Annotated in this window: 19 protein-coding genes; 15 read left to right on the forward strand and 4 right to left on the reverse strand. The window is 63.9% G+C overall.

Annotated features, from left to right (window positions below; genetic code table 11):
* Positions 1-98: 98 nt before the first annotated feature.
* A complete protein-coding gene (locus NKI63_RS04010; protein WP_254820747.1) occupies positions 99-812 on the forward strand; it encodes a helix-turn-helix domain-containing protein in 714 nt (237 codons plus the stop codon).
* Positions 813-863: 51 nt separating this feature from the next.
* Here the strand turns inward: NKI63_RS04010 and NKI63_RS04015 are convergent, their stop codons facing one another.
* The 4 genes from NKI63_RS04015 to NKI63_RS04030 are packed head-to-tail and all read right to left on the reverse strand — an operon-like array spanning position 864 to position 4,620.
* A complete protein-coding gene (locus NKI63_RS04015; RefSeq protein WP_352505298.1) occupies positions 864-1,904 on the reverse strand; it encodes a heme-dependent oxidative N-demethylase family protein in 1,041 nt (346 codons plus the stop codon).
* A gap of 9 nt (positions 1,905-1,913) precedes the next feature.
* Complete coding sequence (locus tag NKI63_RS04020; RefSeq protein ID WP_352505299.1) at positions 1,914-2,879, reverse strand: PDR/VanB family oxidoreductase; 966 nt, start codon at positions 2,877-2,879, stop codon at positions 1,914-1,916.
* The gene (locus NKI63_RS04025; protein ID WP_352505300.1) at positions 2,876-3,472 is read right to left on the reverse strand and encodes a dimethylamine monooxygenase subunit DmmA family protein; all 597 of its coding nucleotides are present in this window, start codon (positions 3,470-3,472) and stop codon (positions 2,876-2,878) included. Before NKI63_RS04025 ends, NKI63_RS04020 begins: the two co-directional genes overlap by 4 nt.
* A gap of 14 nt (positions 3,473-3,486) precedes the next feature.
* Positions 3,487-4,620 (reverse strand): aminomethyl transferase family protein, encoded by a 1,134-nt coding sequence (locus NKI63_RS04030; RefSeq protein ID WP_352820535.1) that lies wholly within the window; start codon positions 4,618-4,620, stop codon positions 3,487-3,489.
* 282 nt (positions 4,621-4,902) lie between these two features.
* Between NKI63_RS04030 and NKI63_RS04035 the strand changes: the two genes are divergently transcribed.
* The 14 genes from NKI63_RS04035 to NKI63_RS04100 all read left to right on the forward strand — a co-directional run bounded on the left by NKI63_RS04035 (position 4,903) and on the right by NKI63_RS04100 (position 17,859).
* Entirely contained in the window at positions 4,903-5,190 is a 288-nt protein-coding gene (locus NKI63_RS04035) for a hypothetical protein (RefSeq protein WP_352476575.1), read from the forward strand.
* Between the two features lie 12 nt (positions 5,191-5,202).
* A complete protein-coding gene (locus NKI63_RS04040) occupies positions 5,203-5,580 on the forward strand; it encodes a hypothetical protein (RefSeq protein ID WP_023673992.1) in 378 nt (125 codons plus the stop codon).
* A gap of 16 nt (positions 5,581-5,596) precedes the next feature.
* Complete coding sequence (locus NKI63_RS04045) at positions 5,597-5,758, forward strand: hypothetical protein (RefSeq protein ID WP_023673991.1); 162 nt, start codon at positions 5,597-5,599, stop codon at positions 5,756-5,758.
* Positions 5,759-5,773: 15 nt separating this feature from the next.
* Complete coding sequence (locus NKI63_RS04050; protein ID WP_352738560.1) at positions 5,774-7,174, forward strand: APC family permease; 1,401 nt, start codon at positions 5,774-5,776, stop codon at positions 7,172-7,174.
* A 46-nt stretch (positions 7,175-7,220) separates the two neighbouring features.
* Entirely contained in the window at positions 7,221-7,901 is a 681-nt protein-coding gene (locus NKI63_RS04055; RefSeq protein WP_352820538.1) for a hypothetical protein, read from the forward strand.
* Positions 7,898-8,230 carry a hypothetical protein gene (locus tag NKI63_RS04060; protein ID WP_352505304.1) on the forward strand — a complete coding sequence of 111 codons (333 nt, stop codon included), beginning with the start codon at positions 7,898-7,900 and terminating at the stop codon, positions 8,228-8,230. The genes NKI63_RS04055 and NKI63_RS04060 overlap by 4 nt, the downstream gene beginning before the upstream one ends.
* 83 nt (positions 8,231-8,313) lie before the next feature.
* Positions 8,314-9,207 (forward strand): class II glutamine amidotransferase, encoded by an 894-nt coding sequence (locus NKI63_RS04065; protein WP_352505306.1) that lies wholly within the window; start codon positions 8,314-8,316, stop codon positions 9,205-9,207.
* A 4-nt stretch (positions 9,208-9,211) separates the two neighbouring features.
* Positions 9,212-9,946, forward strand: a complete 735-nt coding sequence (locus tag NKI63_RS04070; protein WP_352505307.1) for a GltB/FmdC/FwdC-like GXGXG domain-containing protein — start codon at positions 9,212-9,214, stop codon at positions 9,944-9,946.
* Positions 9,947-9,952: 6 nt separating this feature from the next.
* Positions 9,953-11,281 carry an FMN-binding glutamate synthase family protein gene (locus NKI63_RS04075; RefSeq protein ID WP_352820540.1) on the forward strand — a complete coding sequence of 443 codons (1,329 nt, stop codon included), beginning with the start codon at positions 9,953-9,955 and terminating at the stop codon, positions 11,279-11,281.
* Between the two features lie 33 nt (positions 11,282-11,314).
* On the forward strand, positions 11,315-12,622 hold the full coding sequence (gene glnT / locus NKI63_RS04080) for a type III glutamate--ammonia ligase (protein ID WP_352476570.1): 1,308 nt from the start codon (positions 11,315-11,317) through the stop codon (positions 12,620-12,622).
* Between the two features lie 34 nt (positions 12,623-12,656).
* On the forward strand, positions 12,657-13,910 hold the full coding sequence (locus NKI63_RS04085) for a sarcosine oxidase subunit beta family protein (protein ID WP_352820542.1): 1,254 nt from the start codon (positions 12,657-12,659) through the stop codon (positions 13,908-13,910).
* 17 nt (positions 13,911-13,927) lie between these two features.
* Positions 13,928-14,203 carry a sarcosine oxidase subunit delta gene (locus NKI63_RS04090; protein WP_352820544.1) on the forward strand — a complete coding sequence of 92 codons (276 nt, stop codon included), beginning with the start codon at positions 13,928-13,930 and terminating at the stop codon, positions 14,201-14,203.
* Between the two features lie 52 nt (positions 14,204-14,255).
* Complete coding sequence (locus NKI63_RS04095; RefSeq protein ID WP_352820546.1) at positions 14,256-17,237, forward strand: sarcosine oxidase subunit alpha; 2,982 nt, start codon at positions 14,256-14,258, stop codon at positions 17,235-17,237.
* Positions 17,230-17,859, forward strand: a complete 630-nt coding sequence (locus NKI63_RS04100) for a sarcosine oxidase subunit gamma (RefSeq protein ID WP_352820548.1) — start codon at positions 17,230-17,232, stop codon at positions 17,857-17,859. The genes NKI63_RS04095 and NKI63_RS04100 overlap by 8 nt, the downstream gene beginning before the upstream one ends.
* Positions 17,860-18,093: the final 234 nt, after the last annotated feature.

Raw genomic sequence — 18,093 nt, forward strand, 5'->3', positions numbered from 1 at the left:
ATTGCGCAATTCGGCTTGTCGTGAGAGTTGCGCTTCTGTATCGGCACCGAATATGTTCACCGTGAGTGAAATGAATCGGCAAGGTCCGGGGTGGCGAAATGGCGAAAAAAGCATCCAGTCTGAAGCATGATGCCGGCGCCGTGGCGGGCAAAGCCAAACCCGCCGCGATCGAGCCGCGCAAGATACGCGTGCCGCTCACCCAGAACCCTCACGCCATTCGCGACACCCGCGAAAAAGTGCTTGAGGTCGCGATCGGCCGCGAGGTGCGGGCATTCCGCAAAAAGCTCGGCATCACCGTCGCCGATCTGGCTGCCGCCACCGACATTTCGCTCGGCATGCTGTCGAAGATCGAGAACGGCATCACCTCGCCATCGCTGACCACGTTGCAGGCGCTGTCGCGGGCGCTCGGCGTTCCGGTCACCGCCTTCTTCCGCCGTTTCGAGGAGGAGCGCAGTGCCGTCTTCGTCAAGGCCGGCGAAGGCCTCGACGTCGAACGCCGCGGCACGCGCGCCGGCCACCAGTACAATTTGCTCGGCCATATCGGCTCCAACACCAGCGGCGTCGTCGTCGAACCCTATCTGATCACGCTGACCGAGGATTCCGACGTGTTCCCGACCTTCCAGCACGAGGGCATGGAATTCCTCTATATGCTCGAAGGCGAAGTGGTTTACCGGCACGGCAGCAATCTCTATCCGATGAAGCCCGGCGACAGCCTGTTCTTCGACGCCGATGCGCCGCACGGACCGGAAGTGCTGAGCGTTCTGCCGATGCGCTATCTGTCGATCATCTGCTACCCGCAGAGCGCGGGGTGAGTTGGCCAATCTCCCCCCTCGTGGGGGAGATTAGCAGCTTCGCGGGCAGCTTTAATCCGGCCCAAAGCCTGGGCTTGTCGAGCTGCCATCATCCAATTTCGACAGCCATTCGACCAGCGTCGGCCGATAGCGCGTCAGGCCCTTGTAATTGGCGAGTTCGTCTGGCAGGTCGCGGATGACGCGGTGCAGGCGGCGTGCCCATTTCGGCTGCGTCACCAGTTCGTCCATCTTGATGAGGTAACAGCGGATCGGGAAGACGATCGCATTCGAGCGCGGCAGCCGCCAGAAACTCTGCAGTTCGACGCGCAGATGCACTTTTTCGCCAACGTTTTCCGGCGTCACCGTGGCGCGGTCCGGACCCCATTTGTGGTAATTTTCCGGGCTGGTGTCGAGGCGCGGATTGATGGTCATCGTCCAGTTCAGCCGGCGCGCCGGCTTACCCTGCTGTATGTTGGTGAGGAATTTCAGCGCCCGGACGAAGATCCCCTTCTCATGCGCCAGCGGCACCGGCGCGTGCCATTCGAAGAAGTTCATGCCGATGTCGAAATCGAGCGACCAGTCGGCCTGGGTGGTGACCATGCCGGCATCCATCCACAGATTGCCGTCGCGCTGGTCGAGAATGCAGAAATCGCCCTGGCTCTGGCGGGTGATATATTCCATCGGTCCATAGGGCAGCGTCGAGACGTCGCCGAAGGTGAAGCTGTCGTCGATGCCGAGCGGCCGGTTGATCCAGCGCCAGCGATCGCCGTCGCGGATCAGCGTGAAATGCTCGGGATAGCCCAGCGCCTGCTGCTCCATCAGGAGTTCGAGCAGATCCCAGCCGGCCAGCGTCATGTGCGGCAGCGACTGGCAGCGCAGCGGATCCTCGGTCAGCACCAAAGCGCGGTCCTGCATCTCGGCGACATAGTGCTCGTCGACGTCGATCAAATTCTCCAGCACGCTGCCCCTCGGCCCGACGACATGCGGCTCGATGTTGACCGCATACATGTAGCTGTCTTCATGGAACGGGAACGGGAACCGCCTGATGTGTTCGGGGCTGTTCCTGAAGGTGAAGTCGTCGCGGAACGTTTCCTTGCGAAAGGTGATGCCCAAGCTCGCCTCCTATCTTTCCAGCACCAGCGACCTGCCCTCGAAGCGCGAGACGCAAGGCATGATCTTGCAACCCGAACGGTGGTCTTCCTCGCTCAGCCAGTGGTCGTTGTGGATGAATTTGCCGTCATGCGAAATCACGTTGGTCTCGCATTGGCCGCAGACGCCGCCGCGGCACAGATAGGGCGGATCGACGCCGGCCGCCTCGATCGCCTCCAGCAGGCTCTGCTGCTCGTCGACACGGATCGTCTTGCCGCTGAGCGCCAGCGTCACGTCGAAGGGCGCGCCGGGCTGGGGTGCGGCGAAATGCTCGAAATGCACGGTCTCTGGCGGCCAGCCGAGGGCAGCGGCGCGTTCGCGCACCCAGCCGATCATGCCGGACGGCCCGCAGACATAGAGATGCGTGCCGAGCGGCTGCGACGACAACAGCCGGTCGAGATCGACGCGCTCGTCGCGGTCGTCGTGATAGAGCCTGACCCGGCGATCGTAGCGCTCTCTCAGCAGGTCCGCATAGGTGCCGAGCGAGGCGGTGCGGCAGGTGTAATGCAATTCGAAATTGCCGCCTTGCGCCGCCAGCTGCGCGGTCTGCGCCATAAACGGGGTGATGCCGATGCCACCGGCCAGCATCAGATGCTTCCTGGCCCGAAGATCGAGCGAGAACAGATTGACGGGGTAGCTCACCACCATCTCCGTGCCCGGCCTGACCTGCCTGTGCATGAACAGCGAGCCGCCGCGACCAGCATCGTCGCGGCGCACCGAGATGGTGTATTCGCGGGTGTCGAGCGGTGAGCCCATCAGCGAATAGGGATTGAGCCTGGTACGTTCGCCATCGCGCATCTCGACGACGACATGGGCGCCGCCGGAAAAGGTCGGCAAAAGCTGGCCGTCGCGCCTGCGGAAATGAAAGCGCGTCACCAACTCGTTGACCGGGACGACATCGCTGACGACGACATCGAGTTTGGTGGTGCCGGTGCTCATCGAAAGACCTCCTCGATCGGAGGAATTTCGCTGCGGTCCTCGGCGTTGATGCAGACGCCCTGGAAGGCGGCGAGGCGCCGCGAATAGTGGTCGCGCACCAGAAGCAGCAGGCCGCAATGCGAACAGGTTGCCGGCTGCGTCGTGACGTTCTCGGTGATGCCCTTGCAATGGACGCACTGCACGCGGCGCGCCAGCGAGCCGCGATGCTCGGTCTGGATCGAGGTGTGGTCGATGCCGGCTTCGAGCGCCGCCTGCATGGCCTGGCCGATCAGCCCTTCGGTGCCGGCAAGGTAGAGCCTGAGGCCCATATGGGCGTTGGCCAGCGTCTGCTTCAGCCGCGGCAGGGCACTGGCGAAGGAATGGCCGAGGTAGAGCTGCGCCGGCTTCAGTGCTTCGACCGCCTCGGCGTATTTACCGTCGCGGCCGGGAATGAAGATGATGTGGGCGCCGCCGAAGAAATCCGCCGGTGCCTTGGCAGCCAGATCGGTAATCGCCAGCGCTCCCTCTGCGTCCGCTACGAAAAGATGGTGCTTGCCGGGCTGTGGAGACAGGGTCCCATAGACCGGGCGGCTGATGATGCTTTTTGCTGCCATACCCGCAGTATGCCTCAGCCTTTCGCCGTGCGCTTGGTCTTCTTCGGGTCGTCGAACGGAAGCGGCTCGGCGGTTGCGCCGATGGCGCCGCTCCTGTTGCGGATCGCGAGCCGGGTGCCCTGGACCGCGCAGTCAACGTCGAGCCGGGCGATGGCCATCGATTTCCTGACCAGCGGCGAATACATGGCGCAGGTCACCACGCCGACCTTCTTGCCGTCGCGATAGACCGGTGCGCCCTCGTCGGCCGGCTCCCTGCCTTCGAGCAGCACACCGAATATCTTGAAGCGCTCCTTGCCCTTCAGGCGGTAGTGCTCCTCGGCACCGCGAAAGCCCGTCTTGCCCGGGCTGACGGTGAAGTCGAGACCAAGCTCCCACAGCGTGTCGCCGGGCCCCTCATTCTCGAACGGATATTTCTGCGAATTGTCGTAGGGGTAAAACAACAGGTAGCTCTCGACGCGCAGCATGTCGAGCGTGGTGAAGCGGCACGGGATGATGCCGGCGCTCTTGCCCTCGTCGAGGATCCTGTCCCAGATCGTTCCGGCGTCCTGGCCACGGCAGAAGATCTCGTAGCCGCGCTCGCCGGTGTAGCCGGTGCGCGAGATCATCACCGGAAAGCCGAACAACTGCGTCTGCATGTGGTGGAAATAGTTGAGGTCGCGAATGCCGGGCACATGCTTTGCCAGATAATCCACGGCTAGCGGCCCCTGCAGCGAAAGGTCGTGCAGATTGTCGTCGAAGCGCAGCGACACGTCGCGACCGACGGAAGCGCGCTGCAGCTCTTCATGGCCGGTGCCCGAGCCATGCACGACCATCCAGGAATTCGGGCCGGTGCGGTAGAGGATGCAGTCGTCGGTGAACTTGCCGGCCTCGTTGAGCATGCAGGCATAGGCCGACTTGCCGGGATAGATCTTTTCGACGTCGCGCGTCGTCGCCAGGTCGATCAGGTGCGAGGCGTGCGGCCCGGTGATGTGGACTTTCTTCAAGCCGGACACGTCCATCAGCCCGGCCTTGGTGCGGATGGCGATGTACTCTTCGTCGGCGTCCTTGTCGTAGGTCCAGGCGGTGCCCATGCCGCTCCAGTCCTCGAGCTTCGAGCCGAGCGCGCGATGGCGGTCCGCAAGCGCCGAAAATCTCCAGGATGCCGTCATCCGCTTGTCCTCCGTTTCGAAAAACGTTTGCTTCCCCTGCTCCCTGCACAGCGGCGGGAGCGTTGCCCGAATATTGATCGCAAACGCCGGGAGCCTGCAATACCCGCAAGCAAATAATTTCATTGTCAGGCAAAATTCGGCGGATCAAACAAACAGTTAACGTCGCGTAAAATCGTCTTGACAATTCCAGAATTCGGCCGGATTTTATGAAAAAAATTTCACTCTCTTGAAAGAGGGCAATGACCGGCCAGTCCGGACCGGCGTTGAAAAAGGGGAAAGCCGATGTCCGACCTGCAACAGCGCGTGGAAGCGTTGTACCGTTCCGACGTGCGTGGATCGATGCTCCTGATCGTCTGCCTGTGGGCGACGATCCTCTTTGTCCTGTTCATGACATGGCCATACATCCCCGATGCCGGCATCAAGCTCGTCGTCGCGGTCGCCGCGGCCGCCGTGCTGATCTTCAACACGGCCGCCATCCTGGCGATGGTCAATCACTACAAGGAAGACAAGGACTTCATCTACGGCCTCGACATCAAGAATGCCGACGCCTACCGCAACCGCAAGTCCTGAGGGGGGAGACGCATGGCCCGCTATACACCGCCCGAACAGAGCAAGGCCGGACAGGTTTTCGATATCGCCGTCGTCGTGGTCGCAATTTTCGTCGCGCTGTGGCTGCCGCTGAAACTAGGCCTGGCAGGGGCGGCAAAATCCATCGACGCGCTCGACGCCAAGACGTGGGAAGCGCTCGGCCAGAACCCGACCATGGCCTCGATCTGGGAAAAGCTCGGCTACACGCCGGAAACCGCGCACGACATCATCCAGAACCGGTTCCACTACATCATCGACTGGCCGACGCTGATCATCATGGCCGCGGTACTGATCGGCTATTTCATCTTTCTGTTCCGCGCATCGGACCGCGAATACCGCGACGTCATCGACGAAAAGTTCGGCGACAAATAGATAGGGAAGCATCGTCATGTGGGTGGCACTCTCTTACGCATGCTGGGGCATCTCGATCGTGCTCGCGCTGTGGATGCTCTACGACTGGTTCAAGATCGACACGACCTATTCCGAAGAGATGCTGACCTCGTCCAGGGAAGGCGAACTTGAAGCCGTGTCCGAAAAACACCGGATCTGAGTGGGGGATTGAACGATGACGATCGCGGCTGAACCAGCGGTGCAAGTGCAAGGCGACAGGGTTTCACTGCTCAGGGTGCTCGGCCCCGCCCATGTCTGGGCGCTCGGTGTCGGCATCGTTCTGGTCGGCGAATTCACCGGCTGGAATTTCGCGGCGGACAAGGGCGGCGCGCTGGCGGCGCTGATCGTCTGCTGGATCGTCGGACTGCTCTACACATCGGTCGCGATGATCGATTCCGAAGTCACCTCGACGGTTGCCGCCGCCGGCGGCCAATATGCGCAGGCCAAGCACATTGTCGGGCCGCTGATGGCCTTCAACGTCGCGCTTTTCCTGGTCTTTGCCTATACCATGCTCGAAGTGTCGGACGCGATCCTGCTCGGCGACACCATTGTCGCCAAGGCCGGCGTCGAGGGACTCAACCACAATTCCTTCATCGCCGCGACCATCGTGGTGCTGGCATGGCTGAACTATCGCGGCGTGCTGATGACGCTCAACGTAAACTTCGTCATCACCGCCATCGCCTATGTCTCGATCGTCATCCTGTTCTTCTCGGTCAGCCCGTGGACGCAAGGCGCCGTGCTGAAGCTGAACGAGCTGGTCACCCCCGGCAACGCCCTGCCCTATGGCTGGATCGGCGTCATCGCCGCCTTCCAGTTCGGCATCTGGTACTATCTCGGCATCGAGGGCACCACGCAGGCGGCCGAGGAAGTACGCTCGCCGGCGCGCTCGCTGCCTTACGGCACGATGGCCGGCATGATCACGCTTCTGATCGCGGCCGCCATGACCTGGTATGTCTGCGCCTCGCTGATGCCCTGGGAATATCTCGGCATCACCTATTATCCGCTGTGGGACGCAGGCAAACTGACCGGCAGTGCGCTGCTGGAGAACCTGTTGTTCATCGCGACGCTGCTTGCTGCACTTGCTTCCGCCAATGGCTGCATCAACGACGCCGCGCGCGCCTGGTTTTCGCTCGGCCGCGACCGCTATCTGCCGACCTGGTTCTCGGCGGTGCATCCGAAATACCGCACACCCTACCGCTCGATCCTGTTCCTGCTGCCGATCGCGCTCGCCTTCGCCTTCATCGCCGACCTCAACCAGGCGATCACCTTCTCGATCCTGTCAGGCGTGCTGCAATACACCTTCATGAGCATCAACATCATCATGTTCAGGAAGAAGTGGCCGCTCGGCTCGATCCGCCGCGGCTACACCCATCCCTTCCATCCGCTGCCGGCGATCGTCTTGTTCTGCCTTTGCGTGGTCACCTTCTTTGCGATCTTCCTCGGCTTCGGCTCGCAGCTGATCGCCATGGTCGCCTTCTACTTCCTGATTTCGCTGTGGTTCCACTTCTACCGCTACAAATTCGTGCGCCGCGGTGCCCAGTTCACCATGCCGTGGCCGAAACCACAGGGGTACTGACGGCGCGCCCGGTCTGGGCAGGCATTTGCGTGACGAGGTGCGTTAGGTGATCTCAGCATTGCTCGCCGGGGCGGTTGCCCTGGCTCTCGTCCTCCACATAACCTGGCTTGCGCGGGCCAGCCGCGCCAAGGCTTCGACCGGGCTTGCCGCCGACGAAGCCGACGTCCGCGCCGTCATCCCCGACGCGGCCAACGCCTCGGACGGCACCACCGGCGTCGTCACCTTCGCCGGCTCGTGGAACGGCCGGCGGGTGCAGGTGCGGACCATCGTCGACACGCTGGCGATAAGGAAGCTGCCGGCGCGCTGGCTGAGCGTTTCGATCACCGAAAAGGTCGTGATACCAGGCACTTTCGACATGATGATGCGGCCGGGATCGCCGACGACTTTTTCCAATTTCGATCATCTCGTCCATACACTGCCGAAGGCCGCCGGATTTCCAGCCGAGGCGGTGCTGCGGAGCGACCGCAAGGGCGTGCGCTTCCCCGAAGCCGTCATCGCCGACCACCTCGATATCTTTGCCGAGGAGCGCGCCAAGGAACTGCTGATCACACCAAACGGCGTGCGCATCGTCTGGCTGCTGGCCGAGGCCGAGCGGGCGCGCTACGGCGTATTCCGGCAAGCCGAATTCGGCACGGTCAGGCTCGATCCGGGGCTGATCGAGAGGCTGCTGTCGTCGGCTTCGGCGCTGCGCGATGCCATCAATCAAAGCGAACGGCAGGCGGCATGACCAGCCAGATCAGCACCTCCCCCGCACCACCGAGCCCCTATCTGGTTCTCGGCGCTGCGATCGTCTTGCCGGCGAGCGGGCATGTCGTGCTCGGCGTGCCGGTGCGCGGCCTGCAATTCCTGTTCTTCATGGTGGTCCTGGCCTGGGTCACCGCCAAGATCGCGCCGCCCGATGCCAGCTTCATCGGCCGCCATGCCGGCGGCGTCCTGATCTATGCCCTGTCGATGCTGGATGCCTACAAGATCGCCCGCATCCGCTATGCCAAATGGCTTCACAATGGCGGCCAGCGTAGCGATAGTGCGGCCGACGGCGCCTCAACCGATATATAACGACAGGAAAATTTTTTTCATACCAATTGAATTCCCGGGACTCATTCGATACATCTCGGAGGAACAAACTCGCGGAGCCTGACATGTGCGGAATCGTCGGACTGTTTTTGAAGGACAAGTCGCTCGAGCCCCAGCTTGGCGCGATGCTGTCGGAGATGCTGATCTCGCTCAGCGATCGCGGTCCCGACAGCGCCGGCATCGCCATCTATGGCGCGCCCTCCAGTGAAGCCAAGATCACCATCCAGTCGGCCAAGCCGGAGCGCGATTTCCGCGGCCTCGACGCCGAACTCGCCAAGGCAATCGGCGCGCCGGTGAGCATTGCTGCGAAGTCGACGCATGCCGTGGTCCGGACGATGCCTGCCAAGATCGAAGAAGCCCGCGAGGCGATCCAGACGCTGCGCCCCGACATCCGCATCATGGGCGCCGGCGACGTCGTCGAGATCTACAAGGAAGTCGGCTTGCCGGAAGCGGTCGTCGACCGTTTCGGCGTCCGCGAGATGACCGGCACGCACGGCATCGGCCATACCCGCATGGCGACCGAATCGGCGGTGACGACGATGGGCGCGCATCCGTTCTCGACCGGCGCCGACCAGTGCCTGGTGCATAATGGCTCACTGTCCAACCACAACAATGTCCGCCGCGAGCTGATCCGTGAAGGCATGACATTCGAGACCGAGAACGACACCGAGGTCGCCGCCGCCTATCTCTCCTCGCAGATGGCGCATGGCAAGAACCTCGGCGAGGCGCTGGAAGGCACGCTGAGCGATCTCGACGGCTTTTTCACCTTCGTCGTCGGCACCAAGAACGGTTTCGGCGTGGTGCGCGACCCCATCGCCTGCAAGCCCGCCGTGATGGCCGAAACCGACCAGTATGTCGCCTTCGGCTCGGAATATCGTGCGCTCACCAAACTGCCCGGCATAGACAGTGCGAAAGTCTGGGAACCCGAGCCCGCAACCGTCTATTTCTGGGAGCATTGAGCTGATGCCGGCAATCAACCTCTCCAAGGCGGCGCGTGAGCCGGGCCAGGCATCGCGGGTCTTCGACCTGGCCGAAATGTCGCTGCGCGAGCTCAACCAGGCGCTGCACGATCTGGCGCCCGGTTCGAACGAGACCGCCTGGGAGGTGCTCCACCCGCGAGGCAGCCATTCGGTCGCCGTCGGCCTCGACCAGCCGGTCGCCATCGATGTGCGCGGCAGCGTCGGCTATTATTGCGGCGGCATGAACGACGGCGGCACCATCACCGTGCATGGCTCGGCCGGGCCCGGCGTCGGCGAAAACATGATGTCCGGCCAGATCGTCGTCAAAGGCGATGCCAGCCAGTATGCCGGCGCCACCGGCCGCGGCGGGCTGCTGGTCATCGAAGGCAACGCGTCATCGCGTTGCGGCATTTCGATGAAAGGCATCGACATCGTCGTCCATGGCAATATCGGCCACATGTCGGCCTTCATGGCGCAGTCCGGCAATCTGGTGGTGCTGGGCGATGCCGGCGATGCGCTCGGCGATTCCATCTACGAGGCGCGGCTTTTCGTGCGCGGCAAGGTCGAAAGCCTCGGCGCCGACTGTATCGCCAAGGAGATGCGGCCCGAGCATCTCGAATTGCTGCAAGGCTTACTCGACCGCGCCGGCGTGACCGGCGTCAAGGCGGCGGAGTTCAAGCGTTATGGCTCGGCTCGTACCCTCTACAATTTCAATATCGACAACGCCGACGCGTATTGAGGCTCAATGACCTATCGCAACCCGCCGACGACGCCGCGCAAATCCGCGACCTTCGACGACTACACGCTTTCCGAGATCCGCCGCGCCGCGGCGACCGGCATCTATGACATCCGCGGCGCCGGCGCCAAGCGCAAGCTGCCGCATTTCGACGACCTTCTGTTCCTCGGTGCTTCGATCTCGCGCTATCCGCTCGAAGGCTATCGCGAGCGCTGCGACACCAGCGTCGTGCTCGGCTCGCGCTACGCGAAAAAACCGATCGAATTGAAAATCCCGATCACTATTGCCGGCATGAGCTTCGGCTCGCTGTCCGGCCCGGCCAAGGAAGCGCTCGGCCGTGGCGCGACGCTGTCCGGCACCTCGACGACCACCGGCGACGGCGGCATGACCGAGGAAGAGCGCGGCCATTCGAAGACGCTGGTCTACCAGTATCTGCCGTCGCGCTACGGCATGAACCCGCGCGATCTGCGCCGTGCCGACGCGATCGAGGTTGTCGTCGGCCAGGGCGCCAAGCCAGGCGGCGGCGGCATGCTGCTCGGCCAGAAGATCTCCGACCGCGTCGCGGAAATGCGCACGCTGCCGAAAGGCATCGACCAGCGCTCGGCCTCGCGCCACCCCGACTGGACCGGGCCGGACGATCTCGAGATCAAGATCCTGGAACTGCGCGAAATCACCGACTGGGAAAAGCCGATCTACGTCAAGGTCGGCGGCGCCCGGCCCTATTACGACACCGCGCTTGCGGTGAAGGCAGGCGCCGACGTCGTCGTCGTCGACGGCATGCAGGGCGGCACCGCGGCAACCCAGGAAGTGTTCATCGAGAACGTCGGCCAGCCGACGCTTGCCTGCATCAGGCCGGCGATGCAGGCGCTGCAGGACCTCGGCATGCACCGCAAGGTGCAGCTGATCGTCTCGGGCGGCATACGCAACGGCGCCGACGTCGCCAAGGCGCTGGCGCTCGGCGTCGACGCGGTGTCGATCGGCACGGCAGCGCTTGTCGCGCTCGGTGACAATGATCCGCGCTGGGAGGCGGAATACAACGAGCTCGGCACCACCGCCGGCGCCTATGACGACTGGCATGAGGGACGCGACCCGGCCGGCATCACCACGCAGGATCCCGAGCTAATGAAACGGGTCGATCCGATTGCGGCCGGACGACGGCTGGCGAATTATCTTAAGGTGATGACACTTGAGGCTCAGACAATCGCCCGCGCCTGCGGCAAGAACAGCCTGCACAATCTCGAGCCCGAGGATCTTGTGGCCTTGACGATCGAAGCCGCAGCCATGGCCGGCGTGCCGCTGGCCGGCACCAATTGGATACCGGGCAAGAACGGCTTCTAAAACAAACCAAATGCCAGCAAGCGAGGAACTATAATGGGGAACGATCTCGCCGCCTTCGCCAAGGAAAAGGGCGTCAAATATTTCATGATATCCTACACCGACCTGTTCGGTGGGCAACGCGCCAAGCTGGTGCCGGCGCAGGCGATCGCCGACATGCAGCGGGACGGTGCCGGCTTTGCCGGCTTTGCCACCTGGCTCGACCTGACGCCGGCGCATCCCGACATGCTGGCGGTGCCGGATCCGGCCTCGGTGATCCAGTTGCCTTGGAAGCCCGAAGTCGCCTGGGTTGCCGCCAACTGCATCATGGACGACAAATCGGTCGAGCAGGCGCCGCGCAACACGCTGAAGCGGTTGATCGCCGAGGCCGCTGGCGACGGCATGCACATCAAGACCGGCGTCGAGGCCGAGTTCTTCCTGATCTCGCCGGACGGCAAGACGATTTCCGACGAATATGACACGGCGTCGAAGCCCTGCTACGACCAGCAGGCGGTGATGCGCCGCTACGATGTGATCGCCGAGATCTGCGACCACATGCTGGCGCTCGGCTGGGGCGCCTACCAGAACGACCACGAGGACGCCAACGGTCAGTTCGAGATGAACTGGGCCTTCGACGATGCGCTGGCGACCGCCGACAAGCATTCCTTCTTCAAATTCATGGTGAAATCGGTCGCCGAAAAGCACGGCCTGCGCGCAACCTTCATGCCTAAACCCTTCCAGGGCCTGACCGGCAATGGCTGCCATGCGCATATCTCGGTGTGGGACAGGGACGGCAAGACCAATGTCTTTGCCGACAATGCGATGGAGCTCGGCCTGTCGGCAAAGGGCCGGAACTTCCTCGGCGGCATCATGAAACATGCTTCCGCCCTTGCCGCGATCACCAACCCGACGGTCAATTCCTACAAGCGCATCAACGCACCGCGCACCATCTCCGGCGCCACCTGGGCGCCGAACACGGTGACCTGGACCGGCAACAACCGCACCCACATGGTGCGCGTGCCTGGGCCAGGCCGGTTCGAGCTGCGCCTGCCCGACGGCGCGGCAAACCCCTATCTGCTGCAGGCCGTCATCATCGCCGCCGGCCTTGACGGCGTCCGCTCGAAGGCCGATCCCGGCAGGCGCTACGACATCGACATGTACCAGTTCGGCCATACGGTCGAGGGCGCGCCGAAGCTGCCGCTCAACCTGCTCGACGCGTTGCGCGAGTTTGACAACGACAAATCGCTCAAGGCGGCGCTGGGTGAGGAATTCTCGTCGGCCTATCTAAAGCTCAAGCAGCAGGAATGGAATTCCTATGCTTCCCACTTCACCCAGTGGGAGCGCGACCACACGCTCGACATCTGATCCGGATTGTTGCACGCCCGCGCGAAACAGGTTCATGAAATACTCGATCTTCTCCCTCGCCCGGGCGGCATTTTCCGGCCATAAGAACTGGCAGCGCACCTGGCGCGACGCCACCCCGAAGAGCCACTACGACGTGGTGATCATCGGCGGCGGCGGCCATGGCCTGGCGACGGCATGGTTCCTCGCCAGCGAATACGGCATCAGAAATGTCGCCGTCCTGGAAAAAGGCTGGATCGGCTCCGGCAATGCCGGCCGCAACACCACCATCATCCGTTCCAATTACGGGCTGCCCGGCAATACAGGCTTCTACGAGCTGTCGATGAAGCTGTGGGAGCGGATGGAGCAGGACCTCAATTACAACACCATGGTCAGCCAGCGCGGCGTCATCAACCTCTACCACTCCGACGCGCAGCGCGACGCCTATGCGCGGCGCGGCAACACCATGCGCATCAACGGCATCGATGCCGAACTGCTCGACCTCGCCGCGGTCAGGAAGATGATGCCGTTCCTGAACTTCGACAATGCGCGCTTTCCGGTGCAGGGCGGGCTTTTGCAGCGACGCGGCGGCACGGCACGGCACGACGCCGTGGTCTGGGGCTATGCGCATGCGGCGAGCGCGCTCGGCGTCGACATCATCCAGAATTGCGAGGTGATCGGCTTTGTTCGCGACGGCAGCGGCAAGGTGACCGGCGTCGAGACATCGCGCGGCAGGATCGGTGCCGCCAAGGTCGGCATGGCGGTCGCCGGCTCCTCGTCGCGCGTCGCGGCGATGGCCGGCATGCGGCTGCCGATCGAAAGCCATGTGCTGCAGGCCTTCGTCTCCGAGGCGATCAAGCCGCTGATCCCCAATGTCATGACCTTCGGCGCCGGCCATTTCTACGTCAGCCAATCCGACAAGGGCGGGCTGGTCTTCGGCGGCGATATAGACGGCTACAATTCCTACGCCCAGCGCGGCAATCTGCCTGTCATAGAAGATGTCTGCGAAGGCGGCATGGCGCTGATGCCGATGATCGGCCGGATACGGCTTCTGCGTCAGTGGGGCGGCATCATGGACATGTCGATGGATGGCTCGCCGATCATCGACAAGACACCGGTCGACGGGCTCTATCTCAACGCCGGCTGGTGCTATGGCGGATTCAAGGCGACGCCCGGCTCCGGCCTGGTTTTTGCCCATCTGCTGGCGCGCGACGAGCCGCACAAGGAGGCTGCCCGCTTCCGCCTCGACCGCTTTCGGCGAGGTGCCATGATCGACGAAAAGGGCCAGGGCGCCCAACCGAACCTGCATTGAAGGCTGGCTGAAGAAGCATGCGCATTGTCTGTCCCTTCTGCGGCGAACGCGAACTCGGCGAGTTCACCTATCTCGGCGACGCCAAGCCGGCGCGCCCGGCAGCCGGCGCCTCCGAAGACGAGGTGTTCGACTACGTCTATCTGCGCGACAACATCGCCGGGCCGATGAGCGAATACTGGTACCATGGCGGCGGCTGCCGGGCCTGGCTCAAGGTCGCCCGCAACACGCTTACGCATGAGATTTCCTCCGTCGGGCCGGCGGCCGGCGTTGGTGCGAAGCAGGCTGCAAGATGAATTCTGTCCAGGTCAGCGCTCATCAGGCCACAGCGACGGAAGGCGGGCGATCGTGACCTCCAGCCAGCCCTATCGTCTCGTATCAGGCGGTCTCATCGATCGCGCCGCGCCACTGGGCTTCCGCTTCGACGGCAAGAGCTTTGCCGGCTTCCAAGGCGACACGCTGGCCTCGGCGCTGATCGCCAATGGCGTCAAGCTGGTCGGCCGCTCGTTCAAATACCATCGGCCGCGCGGCATCCTGACCGCTGGTTCGGAGGAGCCCAACGCGCTGGTCGAACTGCGCAGCGGAGCGCGACGCGAGCCCAACACTAGGGCGACCACGGCCGAGCTTTATGACGGTCTGGAAGCGGCCAGCCAGAACCGCTGGCCGTCGCTGCGCCATGATCTGATGGCGGTCAACCAGCTGTTTGCGCCGATCTTCGTCGCCGGCTTTTACTACAAGACCTTCATGTGGCCGGCGAAATTCTGGGAAGCGGTCTACGAGCCGGCGATCCGCCGCGCCGCCGGCCTCGGTCGCGCTGCAGGCGTCGCCGATCCCGACCATTACGACAAGGCGTGGGCGCATTGCGACGTGCTGATCGCCGGGTCCGGCCCGGCCGGGCTGGCTGCGGCACTGGCGGCCGGGCGCGGCGGCGCCCGCGTCATCCTGTGCGAGGAAGATTTCGCGCTTGGCGGCCGCCTGCTTGCCGACGGCGGCACGATCGACGGCACGCCGGCGGCCGAATGGATTACGCGCACGCTGGCCGAACTCGCCGCACTGCCCGATGTCCGCATCATGACCCGCACGACATTGTTCGGCGTCTATGATGGCGGCACCTATGGCGCCATCGAGCGGGTCAACGACCACCTGCACTCGCCGCCCGAGCACCAGGTGCGCCAGCGGCTGTGGCGGATCGTGGCCAAGCGCTGCGTCGTCGCCGCCGGCGCCATCGAGCGGCCGATCGTCTTTGCCGGCAACGACACGCCCGGCGTGATGATGGCTTCGGCAATGCGGACCTATGTCGCGCGCTACGCGGTTACCCCTGCAAAGAGGATCGCGCTGTTCACCAATAATGAGGATGGCTGGCGCACGGTCGAGACCGCGCTTGGCGCCGGATTGCAGATCGCAGCGGTCGTCGATGCACGCCCGGACGTATCCGCCGAACGTCGCGCGCTTGCCGCCAAAGGCGGCTTTGCCGTGCTCAACGGTTTCGTCAGTGGGGTCGAGGGCGGCAAGGACGGGGTCCGGAAAATCGCGGTATCGCTCACCGGTGGGGCGCGCGCCGAGGTCGAGGCCGACGGGCTAGCCGTCTCGGGCGGCTGGAATCCGGCGGTCGGGCTGACCTCCTATCATCGCGGCCGGCCGAAATGGCAGGACGATATCGCAGCCTTCGTGCCGGACGGCGCGCCGCCCGGCATGGTGGCCGCCGGCGCCGCCAACGGCGCCTTCGGCCTAGGCGACTGCCTGCGCCAGGGCTTTGCCGCCGGATCCGCAGCAGCACAAAGCGCCGGCCGCGGCGGCAATGCCGGCACGCCGCCGGTCGCCGACGAAGAAGCCTTTTCGCTGACCCCGCTCTGGCACGTCGCCGGCAAGGGCAAGGCCTTTGTCGACTACCAGCACGATGTCACCGCGTCCGACATCGAACTGGCGCAGCGCGAAGGTTTTGAATCGGTCGAGCATCTCAAGCGCTACACGACGCTCGGCATGGCCACCGACCAGGGCAAGACCTCGAATGTCGCCGGCCTCGCCATCATGGCTGCGTTGTCAGGCAAGTCCATTCCCGAGACCGGCACGACGATCTACCGCCCGCCCTATGTGCCGGTCGCCATCGGCGCCTTCGCCGGCCATCATCGCGACGAAAACTTCCACGCGACACGACTGACGCCGTCGCATCACTGGGCAGCCGAACAGGGCGCGGTGTTCGTCGACACCGGCCTGTGGAAGCGGGCGCAATGGTATCCGCGCGCCGGCGAAAAGGACTGGCTGGAATCGGTGACGCGCGAGGTCAAGGCGGTGCGCTCAGGCGTCGGCTTCTGCGACGTCTCGACGCTCGGCAAGATCGACGTGCACGGCCCGGATGCCGGCGCCTTTCTCGACCGCGTCTACATCAACACCTTCTCCAGTCTCGCCGTCGGCAAAGCCCGCTACGGGCTGATGCTGCGCGAGGACGGCATCGTCTATGACGACGGCACGACGTCACGGCTGGCCGAGGACCACTATTTCCTGACCACCACCACGGCCAAGGCCGGGCTGGTGATGCAGCATCTCGAATTCTGCCGGCAGGTGCTGTTCCCGGAATTCGACGTGCAGTTGACCTCGGTCTCCGACCAGTGGGCGCAATTCTCGATCGCCGGGCCGAGCGCGCGGGAGTTGCTGAAACAGGTCGTTGATGAATCCGAGGATTTGTCGAACGAAGGTTTCCCGTTCATGGGGGCGCGCGAAGTCGCGTTGCGCGGTGGCATCAGAGCGCGGCTGTTCCGCATCTCCTTCTCCGGCGAAATGGCGTTCGAGATTTCGGTTCCCGCCCGCTATGGCGACGCGCTGGTGCGCAATTTGATGCTGGCCGGCAAGCCATTCGGGGTTACGCCCTACGGCACCGAGGCGCTCGGCGTCATGCGCATCGAAAAGGGCCATGTCGCCGGACCGGAGTTGAACGGCACGACGACCGCCGCCGACCTCGGCCTCGGCAAGATGATGTCGACCAAGAAAGACTTCGTCGGCCGCGTCATGGCCGGGCGCGAGGCGCTGGTCGCGCCGGACCGCCAGGTCGTCGTCGGCATCAAGCCGGTCGACAAGACGCGCCGCCTGCGTTCCGGCGCGCATATTATCCCGAAGGGCGAGACGCCCGGTCCCGACAATGACCAGGGCTATGTCACCTCGGTCTGCTTTTCGCCGATGCTCGACCAGTGGATCGGGCTTGGGCTGGTCGAGCGCGGCCGCGAGCGCATCGGCGAGATCGTCCATGCGCACGATCCGCTGCGTGGCGAAGATTACGATGTCGAGCTCTGCAGTCCTGTCTTCTACGATCCGGATGGAGGGCGCCAGCGTGGCTGAGTTTTCCTGGATTGCCCGCAGTCCGCTGGAGAAAGCGCTTGTTGTCGGCGGCTACGGCGCGCGCGGCACGGCGGCCGGCGTATCGCTCACCGAGATCCGCAATTTCGACCTGATCCAGGTGATGGCGCGGCGCGGCAAGGCGGCAGAACTGGCGAAGGCTGCCGAAACCCGCTTCGGCGTTGCCGCCCCGAATGCGCCCAACACGGTCCGAGTTCCCGACGCCACGCTGATCTGGTCGGGACCGGATCAGTTCCTCGTCTTGTCGAAGGGCGGCATTCACGCGATGGAGAAGCTGAGCCAGGCGTTCTCGCAGTCCGCCTCGCTTTCCGATCAGTCGCATGCGCGCGCCTTGATCAGCGTCTCGGGAGCCAAGGCGCGCTCGATGTTGGCGAAATTGTTGTCACTAGACCTGCACCCGGCGGCGTTCCCGGCCGGCACCGCTGCGGCGACCGCGGTCGATCACACCAGTATCAATCTCTGGCGTGGCAATGACCGGCCGGATGGGCAGGCGGTGTTCAATCTTCTGGTGTTCGCGACATTCGCGGAAAGCCTGTGGCACACGATGCTCGACGCTGCCGCCGAGCATGGCGTCGAGATCAGCCACAGCGAGGGGTTGGCATAGCCTTGGCGCGCCTTCCCTTTTCCCCTTGTGGGAGAAGGTGGATCGGCGCGCAGCGCCGAGACGGATGAGGGGCGTTCCAGCGGAGTGAGAGGCTGGCGTTCCCTGGAACACCCCTCATCCGTCGCCTTCGGCGACACCTTCTCCCACAAGGGGCCTGTTGCGCAGTAACCGGGGATGTTTGGATGGGGCGGGATCGCAGGGATTTCGCTCGTCTTTGTGAGCTCCGCCCCCTTG

Source organism: Mesorhizobium sp. M0410, assembly GCF_040321435.1.
In the GTDB taxonomy this organism is placed as follows: domain Bacteria; phylum Pseudomonadota; class Alphaproteobacteria; order Rhizobiales; family Rhizobiaceae; genus Mesorhizobium.

What these genes read in the sequence shown, in the direction of transcription:
- glnT (WP_352476570.1), top strand. Translation starts at nt 11,315, where the DNA reads ATGGGGAACGATCTCGCCGCCTTCGCCAAGGAAAAGGGCGTCAAATAT.
- NKI63_RS04010 (WP_254820747.1), top strand. Translation starts at nt 99, where the DNA reads ATGGCGAAAAAAGCATCCAGTCTGAAGCATGATGCCGGCGCCGTGGCG.
- NKI63_RS04025 (WP_352505300.1), bottom strand. Translation starts at nt 3,472, where the DNA reads ATGGCAGCAAAAAGCATCATCAGCCGCCCGGTCTATGGGACCCTGTCT.
- NKI63_RS04060 (WP_352505304.1), top strand. Translation starts at nt 7,898, where the DNA reads ATGACCAGCCAGATCAGCACCTCCCCCGCACCACCGAGCCCCTATCTG.
- NKI63_RS04070 (WP_352505307.1), top strand. Translation starts at nt 9,212, where the DNA reads ATGCCGGCAATCAACCTCTCCAAGGCGGCGCGTGAGCCGGGCCAGGCA.
- NKI63_RS04035 (WP_352476575.1), top strand. Translation starts at nt 4,903, where the DNA reads ATGTCCGACCTGCAACAGCGCGTGGAAGCGTTGTACCGTTCCGACGTG.
- NKI63_RS04050 (WP_352738560.1), top strand. Translation starts at nt 5,774, where the DNA reads ATGACGATCGCGGCTGAACCAGCGGTGCAAGTGCAAGGCGACAGGGTT.
- NKI63_RS04090 (WP_352820544.1), top strand. Translation starts at nt 13,928, where the DNA reads ATGCGCATTGTCTGTCCCTTCTGCGGCGAACGCGAACTCGGCGAGTTC.
- NKI63_RS04020 (WP_352505299.1), bottom strand. Translation starts at nt 2,879, where the DNA reads ATGAGCACCGGCACCACCAAACTCGATGTCGTCGTCAGCGATGTCGTC.
- NKI63_RS04085 (WP_352820542.1), top strand. Translation starts at nt 12,657, where the DNA reads ATGAAATACTCGATCTTCTCCCTCGCCCGGGCGGCATTTTCCGGCCAT.
- NKI63_RS04040 (WP_023673992.1), top strand. Translation starts at nt 5,203, where the DNA reads ATGGCCCGCTATACACCGCCCGAACAGAGCAAGGCCGGACAGGTTTTC.
- NKI63_RS04045 (WP_023673991.1), top strand. Translation starts at nt 5,597, where the DNA reads ATGTGGGTGGCACTCTCTTACGCATGCTGGGGCATCTCGATCGTGCTC.
- NKI63_RS04075 (WP_352820540.1), top strand. Translation starts at nt 9,953, where the DNA reads ATGACCTATCGCAACCCGCCGACGACGCCGCGCAAATCCGCGACCTTC.
- NKI63_RS04030 (WP_352820535.1), bottom strand. Translation starts at nt 4,620, where the DNA reads ATGACGGCATCCTGGAGATTTTCGGCGCTTGCGGACCGCCATCGCGCG.
- NKI63_RS04065 (WP_352505306.1), top strand. Translation starts at nt 8,314, where the DNA reads ATGTGCGGAATCGTCGGACTGTTTTTGAAGGACAAGTCGCTCGAGCCC.